The following is a 15,268-nucleotide window of genomic DNA, read 5'->3' as shown; positions in this document are numbered from 1 at the left end:
CAGCACGGTGAAAGGTCGCAAATTATACAACTTTTTTGCACAATGAGCTATTAAATAATGATTGTTTACAAAGATTAAATATGATGTCGTATTCGCTTAGAAAAAATCGTTAATCCAACGAATCGTAAAGACATCCGACGTTTCCTAAATAAAGTCGCTCGCCCAGCCTTTAATGAATTGGTCAGCGAATTTGAAGTGATTAAAGAAAACTTACGTAATTTCTTATACGGTATTAAATGCCAATCTCGTGAATTGTCGGATTTAGTGGTAGATGATGCTAATGAGCCAGATATGGACGAAGGCAAAATTTATGAGCCAATTACTGACTTCATCGATGGGCGAAAAGTTTCAAGTATACTTGAAACCTTTATCAAAATCAGAGAAAGTTTTAAGTATAAATAAAACCTATCCATATAAAAAGGCGGATAAATCATTATCCGCCCTGTTGACTATTGCGTTAACTAGAATTGATATTCTAATTTCGCCCCGACATTGGTTTGTTTCACTTTTGAATCAGATACAGAATGACGGTGGTTCACTTGAAGACCAAGTCTAAATTGTGGCGTTAATTTGAAATCTGCATTGGCTTTCACCACCACGGCATTATCCAAACTACCCGTATTGAAACGGTCACCATTCACCACCACTTGTTTGTTGTTCTCGTTATGATGTTCATACAATGCCCCAACGTTTAAATCAACGTGGTCATTTTCCCAACCGAAGTAAGAACCCACATGTTGGCTAAACACTTTAAACGGTTCGGTATGCACTTTGAGCTGTGCAGAAGATTTGTCATCAATGCTCATATCAAAATGTTGATAACTTAACCCTGCCACTGGGGTAACAGAGAATTGACCTAATTTAAATTTATAGCCCAATTCTGTTCCAATTTGATATTGCTCGCCTTTAATGGTAGCAATATTTCGTTCTGTGGCGGATACTTTACCATCATGCCAGTGAATACCAAGGTGCGTATTCAATAACACATTATTCCATTCATTGTGCATCGCTAACATCAACGAGGTCGATTTATATTTGGTTGAACTATAACCATCTGCTGCTTTTGGTGTTACTTTTTGTTGACTAAATGCCACGCCAGCATGTAATTCGGTGCTATCAGACACTGGCATATAGCTACCAAATAACGTGGTATTTTGAATGGATTCATAGTTATAACCATAATCCGCAAAACCTAAATCCGTTTTATAGTCTGAACGAGTATGACGTTGTTCAACATAGAACCCTTTTTTCTGTTTCGCCCAAAGGTTATCAGTAAACATATCACGCACGGTGGTACCTTGATACATAGCAGCAGAGTTAGCGACTAAGTAAGATGGCACTTGCGATTGAATTTGATAACGCGCTTCCGCTGCTGCAAATACATCCGCCCCTGCTGTTGGCATGGTATAGGTTGGGGCTTCAAGCCCAACGTCTAAGACTCTCCAACGGATAGGTTCCTCCTGTATTGTGCCATCTGGTAATTCCACTGTTGGCGTATCAGGCAACTTAGCATAAACCACATTGCTAATCGGTTTGCCATCTTCTCTAATTAATTTACGATGTAATTGATAATCATAGTAATTGCCTGCACGTTCTTTCTCAAAACTGACTAATTCAAATTGATAGGCCGATTGTACTTTTTCTGCCACTGTACCTAAAGCAAAGGCATCAATACGATCAACATCACCATACACTTGCACCAAAGATACCCCCTCGTCTGCATCATAATGTCCGTCATGATTTTTATCGGAGGCGCCATTAATGACATCACCTGACAGCACAATATTCACAGGGGTTTGTGTGGCAGAGCGATAATCCCCCTCTACAATCACAGAGCCATGATCCCATTGGGACATATCACTGTTATTGTTATTGATACCGACAGTTAATGCACCAGTATGAATAAACTTCGCATCCCCAGCAACAGAAATCGCATTGCTATCAGCATGTTGCACATTACCAGCAAACAACAACGTCCCCTTGTTTACGGTCACATCATTTAAGAACGCAGTTCCTGACAAGGTCAATTTACTTTCGGCAGTTTCAGGGGCATAAACTAAATTAAGATCACCACCAACATTTCCTACATAACCGCTGAAATTGTGGCTACCATTTACGCCATAAGTAAAGGTGGCTTGGTTCTCTGCGGTGTTGATAATATTCCCCACGATTTCTGCACTGCGTAAACCTGTGGAGGCTTCATTTTCACCATTTTGTACTTCAATATTTACACCATTTAGATCAAGATTGGCATCTTTCTCTAAGGTTAAATTGCTGAAATTTAACTGTTCAGAATCGGCTAAACGCACGGTGGCATTGGCTTTAACGTCAACTTTTGCATAGGCTTGTTTGTCACCTTTTTCATCCGCACTTTGATTTAATGTAGCAATCCCCTCACGCACTTCTAGGTTAGCAAGGTTTTTACCTTTGCCAACTTTAATCATTTCGCCATCGCCAATTTTGTAATAATTATCTTCTCTCGGGCTATTTAATGTGACTTCTTTATTATTTTCAACGGTGTCACGAATATCGCGGTGAATATAATTATCTTTCCATAAAAACTCTTCTAAATTAAACCGCACATATTGAATATCATAGCCAGAACGACTTTCATATAAAATACCGATAGAGCCATCAGGCAACTCAGTTAAACTGTTGTAACCATATTCTACACCTTGGTTAGAAACGTTAGGATCTGTTCCAGTCACTTCAAAACTGGTATTATATTTCCATAAAATAGAACCATCCTCTTGCACTTCACCTAACCATGCCATACCATTTTTCTGAGGACGGGCTGAAACATGAGGATTGGCAAATACCACATATTCCTTGCCATCAATCAATTTAGAATATTTAATCACTGACATTTGGGAATATGGTTCAAGCAATGTTTGATCGGTTTCAATGGTGCTATCCCAAGTATAACCTCCATCTTTACTGGTTGAAATTTTCACATGACCACTGGTATTACGAGAGAACATTTTAATATCACCATTATTCAATTGAATAACCTGTGATTCCGTTAATTCTTGCTCGCTTCGGTTAATTTGTTGAGAACCGCCCTCGTAATAATAAGCGCTGTCATTTGGCGAATCCCCCATTTTCCAAGTTTCACCGCCATCTTTACTAATAATCAAGGCAGAAGATTGCTTACCATATTTATTAGTATAATAAACAGGCATCACCAAACTACCGTCTTGTAATTGAAGCCCAGTGCCAGGACCTGTTCCCAAAAATTGCATCCAGTCTTTTTTCACTTGATGCGTTACATCCACTGGACTAGACCAAGTTTCCCCATTATTGTCACTGTAAGTTAGCCATAAATAAGAATGGGTATAAATTCTGAATGGTGAAGCATTTGAATCACTTGAATTTAAGTAAACATTACCTAGAAGTGTCTCTCCTTGATAAATATTCCCTAAGTCTTTAAAAGCATGCTTAGGATCACCTTCCACAACTACTCTATAATCTGTTGGATTATTATGGGAATCATAAACTACACCACCTTCACGAATAGTGTAACGTCTATTATTTTTGTCTGTTAATAATTGATAGTGCTTACCATCAATCAAAATATAACCACTATCTGCTCCAGATGATGTATTTACAGAATTATATCCACCAGATTCAGGGAACATATCCACCAACATAAACACACGACCTGTATTTTTATCTTGCACTAATAACGGGTCAATCATAAAGGCAGACTGTACATCACCATAAGATTTTTGGCTCTCGAGGTTAACGACCGTTTGGGTGTTTTCCCAAGTAATACCACCATCCAAACTACGGCGAATCACCGTATCAATATTGCCCCAGTCACTCCAGTGTTTATAACGTTTATCCGATACGGCAATAACCACCCCGTCTTTTGTGGTTAATAAGGCTGGAATACGATAACCAAAGGCTTCTGTTGCATCATCTGGTTGTGCAGTTTTAGTTCCTTGGTAGATTGCATATTTATCGGTTTTATATGCGCCCAAGCCATCATGTTTTTCAGTTTGGTAAGCACGTTCAATCTTAATATTAGCTTCAGTAGAAAGCGTATTTTGATAGGTTTCTTTTACTTGCTCCTCAGTCAAAACATCAGAAATTACCCCAGCATAGCTTATATCACCAGAATATGACATACTTTGATTATTAGACCGCTTCACTTGACCAATATAAGCCGTATCTAAACCTGAAATGGAGGATAAAAAATTGACTGAATTACTTCCGCCAGCATATTCACCATTTACATAAATAGAGGTTTTATTATTCACATCATCAAAAACATAGGTGACAGTTGTATAGTCAGACACATTGGTAATGGCATTTGTTTTTACTGCCACACCACCTCCACCATTCCGCCATTCCGCCATTCCACACCATAAGTGCTTTTATTACCGTTACGGTTCACATAAAAAGCCAAGTAAGTATTAGGTTTTGACGGATCGGAAAGCCCTAAGAAAGAATACGTTCCCGCTCCCCCCGTATTCGCAATACGGAAAGTCAATGACCCACCGCTTTTATTCCAATGTTCACTAAAATCGTCTGTCACATTAATGGGTGACGTATAAGGCGTATACCCCGTATAAGTAAAAATAGAATCCACATCTGCCGCAACCACAGACGAACTAATCGCTGCTGAAATTAACAATGATAACGCTGTTTTTTTAAGTAACTTTCTCATAATTTTCCCCTCACAAGGTATAAATGAAATGATAGAATAGAACAGATTTTGAATTATTTATTCAAAAAGCATCATACAAAAAAAAAAAAACTCCAGTAAAGAGGGAGATTTCAAAAATGAGAACTACGTCACAAAATTTTTGAAAAAAAAGGAAAAATTAAGGGAAAAGGAGGGGGATTTTAGAAAAATAAGAGGGAAAAATAAACAAATCGCCCCGCACTTTCGTACGGGGCAAGGTGCTAATACCACAATTTGAAGTGAGCATACTCTCGACTTAGGCTTGCAATAACACATCCGCTCCTATGCCCAATTGTGAATGAAGTTTTTTCATCATATTTAGGCTTAATGGTCTGGTTTTATTAAAGACTTCATACACTCTATTTGGCTTTCCAATAATCGTATCCAAATCTTGAATCCCCAATCCCTGTTGCTCCATTCTAAATTTGATGGCCTCAATTGGATCGGGTAATTCAACAGGATAATGCTTCGTTTCATAATGCTCTATCAAGGTAGCAGTAACATCTAAAAAATCCAATTCATCTGCCGTTAATGTTTCTTTATCAAACAACGGTTCAACAGCTTTCAATGCTTGTTGATAATCTCGCTCGGTTTTAATGGGTTTAATCTTCATTGCTAAATCTCCACATTATCTGCATTTATTTTGTCATATTCTGCGTGGGTACCAATAAATTTAATGTACACCAGTCCCAACTGGAAAGCGATAGCCACAATTAATCGATACTGATTTCCTTTAATATTAAATACCGCTCTACGATTTTTCAAGATACTCACGGTTCGATACTGTGCCTTTATTTCATGCAAGTCTTGCCAATTCGCCCTTTTTACTTCAGTAATCCATGCTTTCAAAGGTTGCTCAGTATCAGGATGTTTTTGCCAATAACTCACTAGCGTTGACGTTGCAATTATTCTCATCTTTTCATCGTCCTATTTCGGGATTTGGTGATTATAGTCCCTATTTGGGATTACATCAATAGCAATAGAATGATTGTAGGCAAAACAGGGGAAATCAAGCAAGACATTGTGTTCATTTTTGGAATACAGATCACAAAAATCACTGTGTAGGTATGCCCGACAATGAAACCATTGCCAATCCCCCCTTTTTTCCATTAAGATAAGCACCATTTCCATCTTCTTAACGCAACATCATAATGAACAATGCCTTTTTCCAATTAGATATCCCAACCCAACCCCAAGATCACAAACTGCTCGGCAACGTCCTTGCAGGTGCAGACAGTTTTGCTTTAAGCCAAATTGCCCAGCAATATCAAGGGCTAACCGTTATCGTTACGCAAGACAGCAAAACTGCGGTGCGTTTGGAAAAACTTTTACGCCAAACTTTGCCAGCCGTGCAACTGTTTCCCGATTGGGAAACCTTGCCTTATGATGCGTTTTCGCCCCATCAAGACATTATTTCCGCACGGCTAAGTAGCCTGTTTTACTTGCAACAAGCCAAATCGGGCGTGCTGATTTTGCCGATTACTACATTAATGCAACGCCTTTGTCCACCGTCATTTTTAAGCCAAAATGTGCTGTTGATTAAAAAAGGCGATCGACTGAATATCGAAAAAATGCGGTTGAACCTTGAAAATGCGGGCTATCGAGCGGTGGAGCAGGTATTGGAAGTGGGCGAATTTGCGGTACGGGGTTCGCTGTTGGATCTGTTTCCAATGGGGAGCAACGAGCCGTTTCGGTTGGATTTTTTTGATGATGAAATTGACAGTATTCGCACCTTTGATGTGGACAGCCAACGCACGCTGACTGAAATTGACAAAATTAATCTGTTGCCTGCTCACGAATTTCCTACCGATAGCCGTGGCATTGAATTTTTCCGCAGCCAATTTCGGGAAACCTTTGGCGAAATCCGCCGTGATCCCGAGCATATTTATCAGCAAGTGAGCAAAGGCACGCTGGTGTCGGGCATTGAATACTGGCAACCGCTGTTTTTTGAGCAAATGGCGACCTTGTTTGATTATTTGCCGCCAAACACCCTGTTTGTGGATCTTGACGGCTATCAAATCCAAGGCGAGCGGTTTTATCAAGATGCGGAGAGCCGTTTTGAAAGTCGCAAAGTGGATCCAATGCGACCGCTGTTATCACCCGATCAACTTTGGCTCAAAATTGATGAAATTAACCGCCGTTTGAAGCAATATCCACGCATTTCATTAAAAACCGAAACCTTGAAAAAATCCGTTCGGCAAACCAATTTAAGCGTAAGTCCGTTGCCTGAGTTGCAAATTCAAGCCCAACAAAAAGAGCCATTACAGGCATTACGCCAATTTATTGAACAATTTGACGGCAAAATTTTATTTTCGGTAGAAAGCGAAGGACGGCGTGAAACCTTGTTGGATTTGTTGGCACCGTTAAAAATTAAGCCGAAACAGATTAATGATTTTAACGATGTTTTAAGGCAACCATTTAGTTTACAAATCAGCCCGTTAGATCAGGGATTTATCCTAGAAACATCAGAAAAAAGTGCGGTCAAAATTGCGATAATTTCTGAAAACGAATTATTAGGCTCTCGTGTCCAACAACGCTACCGTGACAAACGCAAAAGCGTAAATCCCGATACGCTCATTCGCAACTTGGCGGAACTCAAAATTGGGCAAGCCGTGGTGCATTTGGAGCACGGTGTGGGGCGTTACGGCGGTTTAGTCACCCTTGAAAATGCTGGTGTGAAAGCGGAATATTTGCTGTTGACTTATGCCAACGATGCAAAATTGTATGTGCCTGTCGCCAGTCTGCATTTAATCAGCCGTTATGTGGGCGGTAGCGATGAAACCGCCCCCTTGCATAAACTCGGCAGTGATGCCTGGGGAAAAGCCCGTTCCAAAGCGGCAGAAAAAATCCGTGATGTGGCAGCGGAACTGCTTGATGTGTATGCCGAACGTGAAGTAAAAAAAGGCTTTGCGTTTCAATATGATAAACAAAACTATCAAGCCTTTGTGGCAACCTTTCCATTTGAAGAAACCCTTGATCAAGAAATGGCAATTAATGCGGTGATTTCCGATATGTGTCAACCGAAAGCGATGGATCGGCTGGTGTGTGGCGATGTGGGTTTTGGCAAAACCGAAGTGGCAATGCGTGCGGCATTTTTGGCGGTAATGAACCATAAACAGGTCGCCGTGTTGGTGCCGACGACGCTGTTGGCTCAACAACATTTTGACAATTTCAAAGATCGCTTTGCCAATTTGCCTGTCAATGTGGAAATGGTGTCACGCTTTAAAACCGCTAAACAACAAAAGCAAATTTTGGACAATCTCGCTGAGGGCAAGGTGGATATTCTGATCGGCACCCATAAACTGATTCAATCGGATGTGAAATTTAGCGATCTCGGTTTGCTGATTATTGATGAAGAACACCGTTTCGGCGTGCGACAAAAAGAGAAAATCAAACAGCTCCGAGCCAATATTGACATTCTGACCCTGACTGCGACACCGATTCCACGCACGCTGAATATGGCGATGAACGGCATTCGGGATCTGTCGATTATTTCTACGCCACCAGCCCGCCGTTTAACTATTAAAACCTTTGTGCGACAAGCGGATGATTTGATTATTCGGGAAGCCATTTTGCGTGAAATCCTGCGTGGTGGTCAGGTGTATTATTTGCATAATGATGTGGCAAGCATTGAAAAATGTGCGGAAAAAATCACCACACTTGTCCCTGAAGCTAGGGTGACTATCGGTCACGGGCAAATGCGAGAACGGGATCTTGAACGAGTGATGTCGGATTTTTATCATCAACGCTTTAATGTGTTGGTCTGCTCCACCATTATTGAAACAGGCATTGACGTGCCAACGGCGAATACCATTATTATTGAGCGAGCCGACAATTTCGGTTTGGCACAACTGCACCAACTGCGTGGACGGGTCGGGCGTTCCCATCATCAAGCCTACGCTTATTTGCTGACACCGCCACCAAAATTGATTAGCAAAGATGCAGTAAAACGCCTTGAAGCCCTTGAAAGTTTGGATAATCTCGGGGCAGGTTTTATTTTGGCGACCCACGATTTAGAAATCCGTGGGGCAGGCGAATTACTCGGGCAAGAACAAAGCGGACAAATTGAAAGCATCGGCTTTAGCCTGTATATGGAATTGCTGGAAGCGGCGGTGAAAGCGATGAAAGAAGGGCGTGAGCCGAGTTTGGACGAACTCACCCAACAGCAAGTAGAAATTGATTTGCGTGTACCAGCCCTGTTACCTGATGATTATTTGGGCGATGTGAATATGCGGTTGTCTTTCTATAAACGTATTGCAGGGGCAGAAAACAAAGCCGCCCTTGATGAACTAAAAGTAGAATTGATTGATCGTTTCGGTCTTCTGCCCGAACCGACCCAAAACCTACTGCAAATTGCCGAATTGCGTTTGCATGCCAAAGCACTCAAAGTGATTAAAATAGACGGCACGACTCACGGCGGTTTTGTGGAATTTAACCCAACGGCGGATATTGATCCAATGAAGTTTTTGGCCTTAATCAAACAGCAACCTGCAGTGTTTAAATTTGATGGACCAACGAAATTTCGCTTTACTTGCAATTTAGAACAGGCAAAAGTGCGGTTGGAATTTATCAAGAATTTGTTGGAGAGTTTGTGGTAAAATCGAACGATGATAAACATCATCAAAGGAGAATAACATCATGAAAGGTCAATGTCTATGCGGTGCCATCACACTTACGGTTGCCGATAATCAAAACGCCAGTGTCTGCCATTGCGGCATGTGTCAACGCTGGAACAGCGGTCCATTATTTTCATTTCATAGTGAAAAAATAGAAACCACAGGAAACGAACATATTGCTTGTTATCAATCTTCCCCACGGGCGGAACGTGCGTTTTGCCGAAATTGCGGTTCACATCTTTATTATCACATGCTGGGTACACAACATTATTATGTTTCCACTGGCTTATTTTACGGGCAAACCACGTTTACCTTGGCAGACGAAATTTTTATCGATAAAAAGCCGTCTTTCTATGAACTAAAAAATGATGTACCGAAATTGACCGAAGCGGAAGTGTTGGAAAAAATGGCATAGTCATTAGATGATAGGTGGGGTAAACCCACCATCAATACGATTATGCTTTACTGACCAAACAACGCCAGCAAGCCCTCAGGCAAAATCGTTTGCCATGAAAAATAACCGTGTTCGGAAGCGTATTCTTTATAGATTACAGGGTAATTTTTCGCCATCAATACATCTTTAAAATGCCTTGAGCTGTTTAAAATGGTTTGCTCATAAATCCCTGCACTGATAAAAAAATGAAGGTTTTTTGTCGCTTGACTGGCATATAAATGTGCCATTGCGTTGTTAAATTGCGAGCTTTGTTGTGGATCTTTCCACCAAAACGAACCCGATAAAATCAACCCATTGCCAAAAATATCAGGGTATTGATTGGCGATATAAGCGGTGGCTAATCCGCCGAAGCTGGAGCCTGCAAGTGCGGTGTGTTTTGTGGCAATTTTTATGCCTAACTGTTGGCTTACCCAAGGATATAATTCCGTTGCGATCATTTTGGCAAAATCGAGATTGGGCGGTAATTCCGCTCTTCTGGCTTGGGTGGTTGGATTATCAATAAACACCGTAACTGTCGGTGGAATTTTGCCCTGAGCAATCAGATTATCCAATATCATCGGGGTCGGGACTTTATCTATATAATCCGTGCCGTCAAACAAAAACAACAAGCGAAGATCGGGATTGTTCGGTTCAAAATGAGCAGGCAGGTAAATCTGTACACGGCGGCTATTCACCAAAATTTGGCTATGAAATTGATGTGTTTGCAACTTACCTTGCGGTGCATTTTGTGGTTTAAGCCAAGGCGATTGTGGTGTATTTTTTAGTTTTAATGCCGACACATAACTAAATCTATCCTGCGGATATTTCGGCTTGGCTGGATAGGTATGCGGATTAAAAGGATCGGCTTGCAAGGTGGCTAATATAGCTCGGCGTTGCTCGCCTTGGTTTACTGGCAAGCTCGGTACATCGGGAGCGAAACCGTAGGATACCAGACTGTCATTGGGAAGTTGATAAGATTTAAACCAAATATCCGAACCGAACAGACGTTCAAGCTGATCATGATGATCTTCACGGCTCGGCGAACCCCACAACCACACATTGTGTTTTGCCCCACGCCATAAAAACGTAACGATGCTTTGATTACTATTTTCAACAGGTTCAATGAGGGGCAAACCTTGTTGGGTGATCTTTTGCCAAAATTCATCTAGCCGTGCGGCTTTATTCTGTTCGGTTAATTGTTCGGCAAGCTGTTGAATAGTTGGACTAAGGTATTTTTCAGGCAACGCCTGTTGTTCCGCCACAGGAATCTGTTGCAAAATCTGAATCTGATAATGTGCCGTTTCGGCTTTTTCAGCTTTTTCAGCTTTTTCAGTTTTTTCAGCTTTAGGCGGATAAATCACAAAATCCGCCGTGCCTGTTTGCTCGGCTTTGAACACAAACTCTTTCTTACCCACCACATTTTGCAACAACCACCGCTCGCTTTTATCCGCAAAAACAATGGCTAAATCTGCCCCGTCTTTGTCTGTGACAGTAAATTCCCCTTTGACAAAATCGCCATTTTGCAAGGAAATGGATTGGCTGTAAGCGAAGATACTCATACTCATTAATAAAAGTGCGGTGGTTTTTTTCATTGTTTTTTCCGATAAACTTTCAGTCCTGTAAAATTACCACTGATAATTAAAGGTTGCAACCACTGTACGTTCCGTGCCATAAAAACAGGTATCCCCACTGGCACAAGAAGCAACATATTTTTTGTTGGTCAGATTATTCAAGTTCACCTGCACCGTTGCCCCTTTGAGCGAACTGCTTAACTTGGCTAAATCATAGCCTACGGACATATCATACAGCGTATAATGCGGCACTCTAATGGTATTGGTACGATCTTGAGTGGTTCCCATATAACGCACCCCAGCCCCAATATCCAAACCGTCAAGCACGCCATTACGCCAAGCGTATTTCGCCCATAAGGATCCCTGATGATGCGGTACGCCCCACGGTTTTTTGCCTACGTTGCTCGGATCTTTATCTTGGGTGACTTTACGCTTGGTATAGGCATAAGAACCGATAACACTGATATTTTCGGTTAAATCCGCCGATAACGCCACTTCCACGCCGTTGGTACGGGTTTCACCCGTTTGGGTTTTTTCCCTTGTATTCGGGTCGGTGGTGACTAAATTATGTTGCAAAATACGATAAAGTGCGGTGGTAAATAAAATATGTTCGTTCGGCTGATATTTCAGCCCGATTTCATATTGTTTTGCCGTGGTCGGTTTTAACACATTATTCTGACTGTCCACACCAATTTCAGGCTGGAAAGAGGTGCTATAACTGATATACGGAGCAATACCATTGGCGAAATTATAAATCGCCCCTGTCCGCCACGTAAATTTATAATCCCGTTGTTTGTGTTCGCTTGGGGAGCCGTGCATACTATAACGTTCATCATAGCGATTGTGAGCTACGTCATAACGTCCGCCCAGCAAGAAATCCACATTTCCCACCGAAATCTGATCTTGCAAATAGATACCTGTTTGTTTAATCACTTTCACGGAACTGGTCAGCAAATCAGGCGGATTGATGGTTACACCGTAAACAGGATTCGTCCAATCAATACTCGGTGCTTGACCATGATAACCCACGGAATCATAACGGAATTGTTTATATTCCACCCCTGATAACAAGGTATGGTTCAGCGAACCCGTGGTAAATTTCGTTTCTAATTGATTATCCACGCCAAATTCGTGGTAAACGTCCCTAAATGCTCGTGCCACACGCCCATAAGTGGTATCTCCTTTGTAAGACCAGCCCAATAATTCACGATGATCGTTATCAGATTTAGTGTAACGCAAATTTTGTCTAAAAGTGATATTTTCATTAAACCGATGCGAAAACTGACTGCCAAGATGATATTGTTCCAATGCCAATTTATGATAATTCGGATCGCCCACAAAGAAATCATAAGGCAATTTTGACCCATTGACTGACTCAATCGTCCCTTCTTTCATTAAGAAATTACGTTGCCCCATTTTCGGATTTTTCTGATAAAACAAACTGATAGTCCAATCCGTCTGCTGACTTGGCGACCACGTCAAAGAGGGTGCAATGGTACCGCCCTGTTGACGGGTAAAGCGTTCTTTCCAGTCTAAGCGTTTCACATTGCCCACCACCCGTACGGATAATTGATCGCTGATTTTACGATCCATATCCAAACCCAGTTGATAATAATCGTCCGTTCCCACCTTGGCTTGTAGCAAAGTGCGGTCTTTTTTGGTCGGTTTTTTGCTCACAATATCCACCACACCGCCCGGATTGGCTTGTCCGTAAAGCACCGAAGCAGGTCCTTTAATCACATTGATACTTTCCAAAAAGAACGGATCCATTTCATAAGATCCCTGATAGGCAATGCCGTTTAAATAGGTCGGAACACCGCCACCGTCACTTTTATTCCCAATTCCCCTCACCATTATTTCCAACATACTGTTTTTGCCCCGATAAGCACTCAATAAACCTGATGTATAATCCAAACTTTGTGCAATATCCTGAGCGTTACGATCCTGAATTTGTTTCTCGGTGACAACCGTAATCCCCATTGGCGTACGCACCAACGGGGTTGCCACTTTGGTACCCACATAGCTGATATTGGGCGAATATAACTGACTTTGCGATGTAATGGTTTCATATATATCAATCTGATCTAGGCTATTATTTTCTGTTGCATAAGCGACTGAAAAAACACTGGATAAGGCAAGTGTTAAATAAGAATATTGAAATGATTTCGTCATAATTGTTCCTTGTTTATCGGTTTAATGAGAATAATTCTTAATTATTATGGCAAAAAATCATTGCCTTTACCTTTGCAAAAAAATATATTTTACCGTGCAGAAAAAAATAAATAAGGAAATAAAATGAATAAAGTACCCGTCCTTGAAATCAATGATCCCTTTAACGGTGTAAATGGAAAGGTTATTATCAATACTTTGCGAAAAGGGCTACTGTTAAAATATGCCGATTTATCCATGAATGATTCTCCTGCGAGCGATCAAGGCTTATTTCAAGCTGGTATTCGCTTAATCATCACACTGCAAGGCAAAACCCAATTACAATTCGGTAAGCAAAAATTTGTTTTTTCCGCCGACAAACAACCCGTGGCGGTGTTTTTTCCTATCTCAAAAGATATACAGGGAGCAAAATATTTTGAAGCTAACGCCACACAAAAAGAACTAGTGATGTTTATTGAATCCGATTGGTTAAAAACCTCCAACTTTGCACAAGCGTTAGACTATTATTATGTGGAACAGCTGGAAAAAGCCCATTTACAACCACATATTTTACAGGTCAATAAACAGATTCTAACTTTAGTAAATGATATTATCGAGCGAGCCGATTCATCGCAAGTTTGCCAATTTTTATACAAAGAAAGTTGCTGTTTAAATCTGCTATTTGAACTGTTATCCCAATTACCGCAGTTTAATCAAGGGCAAAATATTTCCTTAAAAGCCAAAAGAACCAAACAATTAACTGAATTTTTATTAAGCGGAAAGATGGACGACTGGAATTTAACTCAAATGGCAGCTTTTCTACACACCAACGTCACGACAATGCAACGTGATTTCAAACAAATTCACGGTATCAGCGTAATGGCTTATCTCAGGCAATTAAAACTGGAACGCAGTTACCGTGCCATTTTAAACGGGAAAAGCATCAGTGAAGCTGCAACCGTTGCAGGTTATAGTAACCCCGATAATTTCACCACCGCTTTCCGTAAATATTTTAATATCGTGCCGAGTCAGGTGAGAAAACAGCATTTGAGTGGGTTAATTCGATAAATTTAATGGATTCTCACCGCACTTTTGCTATACAATTCCACCAACAATGATTCAATAAAAGGGGAAAACCATGTATTTAGATCAAATTAAAGCCGAACTGGTTGAGGCACAAGATGTATTAAATAAATTCATTTCAGACGAAAACAACATTAAACTCATTCAACAAGCTGCCTTACTTATTTCCGACAGTTTCAAACAAGGCGGTAAAGTCCTTTCTTGCGGAAATGGCGGATCCCATTGTGATGCCATGCACTTTGCCGAAGAATTAACCGGCCGTTATCGTGAAAATCGTCCGGGCTACCCTGCTATTGCGATTTCTGATGTGAGCCATTTAAGCTGTGTGAGTAATGACTTTGGCTATGAATATGTGTTCTCCCGTTATGTCGAGGCTGTGGGACAAAAAGGTGATGTATTATTTGGCTTATCGACTTCCGGTAATTCTAAAAATATCTTAAATGCCATTGAGGCCGCTAAATCCAAAGGTATGAAAGTCATTGCCATGACAGGCAAAGATGGCGGAAAAATGGCAGGATTAGCCGACGTGGAAATCCGTGTCCCTCATTTCCGTTATGCGGATCGGATTCAAGAAATTCATATTAAAGTAATTCATATTTTGATGATGTTAATTGAATTTGAAATGGCGAAAAATTCGTAAAAACCCTCTGTGCAACCCACACATAGTTTACATTTTCCCTAAGGACATCGTTTACATTTGGGTTGCATGCCAGATAGTCGCTGGCAC

At 41.0% G+C, this 15,268-nt stretch carries 10 protein-coding genes and 1 pseudogene; 5 read left to right on the top strand and 6 right to left on the bottom strand.

Annotated elements, in window-relative coordinates:
• Positions 1–93: 93 nt before the first annotated feature.
• A pseudogene (locus ACTG7X_RS07385) lies at positions 94–402 on the top strand (hypothetical protein); the annotation flags it as partial.
• Between the two features lie 59 nt (positions 403–461).
• Here ACTG7X_RS07385 and ACTG7X_RS07380 read toward each other — a convergent pair.
• From ACTG7X_RS07380 to ACTG7X_RS07365, 4 genes are all read right to left on the bottom strand, one after another.
• Positions 462–4,331 (bottom strand): exo-alpha-sialidase, encoded by a 3,870-nt coding sequence (locus tag ACTG7X_RS07380; protein WP_439257868.1) that lies wholly within the window; start codon positions 4,329–4,331, stop codon positions 462–464.
• The gene (locus ACTG7X_RS07375; protein ID WP_439257867.1) at positions 4,322–4,672 is read right to left on the bottom strand and encodes a hypothetical protein; all 351 of its coding nucleotides are present in this window, start codon (positions 4,670–4,672) and stop codon (positions 4,322–4,324) included. The genes ACTG7X_RS07380 and ACTG7X_RS07375 overlap by 10 nt, the downstream gene beginning before the upstream one ends.
• A 274-nt stretch (positions 4,673–4,946) precedes the next feature.
• Positions 4,947–5,303 carry a helix-turn-helix domain-containing protein gene (locus tag ACTG7X_RS07370; RefSeq protein ID WP_439257866.1) on the bottom strand — a complete coding sequence of 119 codons (357 nt, stop codon included), beginning with the start codon at positions 5,301–5,303 and terminating at the stop codon, positions 4,947–4,949.
• Between the two features lie 2 nt (positions 5,304–5,305).
• Complete coding sequence (locus ACTG7X_RS07365; protein WP_439257865.1) at positions 5,306–5,605, bottom strand: type II toxin-antitoxin system HigB family toxin; 300 nt, start codon at positions 5,603–5,605, stop codon at positions 5,306–5,308.
• Between the two features lie 236 nt (positions 5,606–5,841).
• Between ACTG7X_RS07365 and mfd the strand changes: the two genes are divergently transcribed.
• Together mfd and ACTG7X_RS07355 are read left to right on the top strand one after the other, a co-directional pair.
• Positions 5,842–9,288 carry a transcription-repair coupling factor gene (gene mfd / locus ACTG7X_RS07360; protein ID WP_439257864.1) on the top strand — a complete coding sequence of 1,149 codons (3,447 nt, stop codon included), beginning with the start codon at positions 5,842–5,844 and terminating at the stop codon, positions 9,286–9,288.
• Positions 9,289–9,328: 40 nt separating this feature from the next.
• Positions 9,329–9,721, top strand: a complete 393-nt coding sequence (locus tag ACTG7X_RS07355; RefSeq protein ID WP_439257863.1) for a GFA family protein — start codon at positions 9,329–9,331, stop codon at positions 9,719–9,721.
• Positions 9,722–9,768: 47 nt separating this feature from the next.
• Here ACTG7X_RS07355 and ACTG7X_RS07350 read toward each other — a convergent pair whose 3' ends face one another.
• Positions 9,769–11,331 (bottom strand): alpha/beta hydrolase, encoded by a 1,563-nt coding sequence (locus ACTG7X_RS07350; protein ID WP_439257862.1) that lies wholly within the window; start codon positions 11,329–11,331, stop codon positions 9,769–9,771.
• A gap of 33 nt (positions 11,332–11,364) precedes the next feature.
• Positions 11,365–13,482 carry a TonB-dependent siderophore receptor gene (locus ACTG7X_RS07345; protein WP_439257861.1) on the bottom strand — a complete coding sequence of 706 codons (2,118 nt, stop codon included), beginning with the start codon at positions 13,480–13,482 and terminating at the stop codon, positions 11,365–11,367.
• Between the two features lie 123 nt (positions 13,483–13,605).
• Between ACTG7X_RS07345 and ACTG7X_RS07340 the strand changes: the two genes are divergently transcribed.
• Positions 13,606–14,526 (top strand): helix-turn-helix domain-containing protein, encoded by a 921-nt coding sequence (locus ACTG7X_RS07340; protein WP_439257860.1) that lies wholly within the window; start codon positions 13,606–13,608, stop codon positions 14,524–14,526.
• Between the two features lie 70 nt (positions 14,527–14,596).
• Positions 14,597–15,181, top strand: a complete 585-nt coding sequence (lpcA, locus tag ACTG7X_RS07335; RefSeq protein ID WP_439257859.1) for a D-sedoheptulose 7-phosphate isomerase — start codon at positions 14,597–14,599, stop codon at positions 15,179–15,181.
• Positions 15,182–15,268: the final 87 nt, after the last annotated feature.

The sequence above is a fragment of the Lonepinella sp. BR2271 genome, from assembly GCF_051851515.1.
Lineage (GTDB): Bacteria > Pseudomonadota > Gammaproteobacteria > Enterobacterales > Pasteurellaceae > Lonepinella.
Note: the sequence above shows the minus strand (reverse complement) of the source record. Positions and strands in the feature narration are given on the sequence as shown.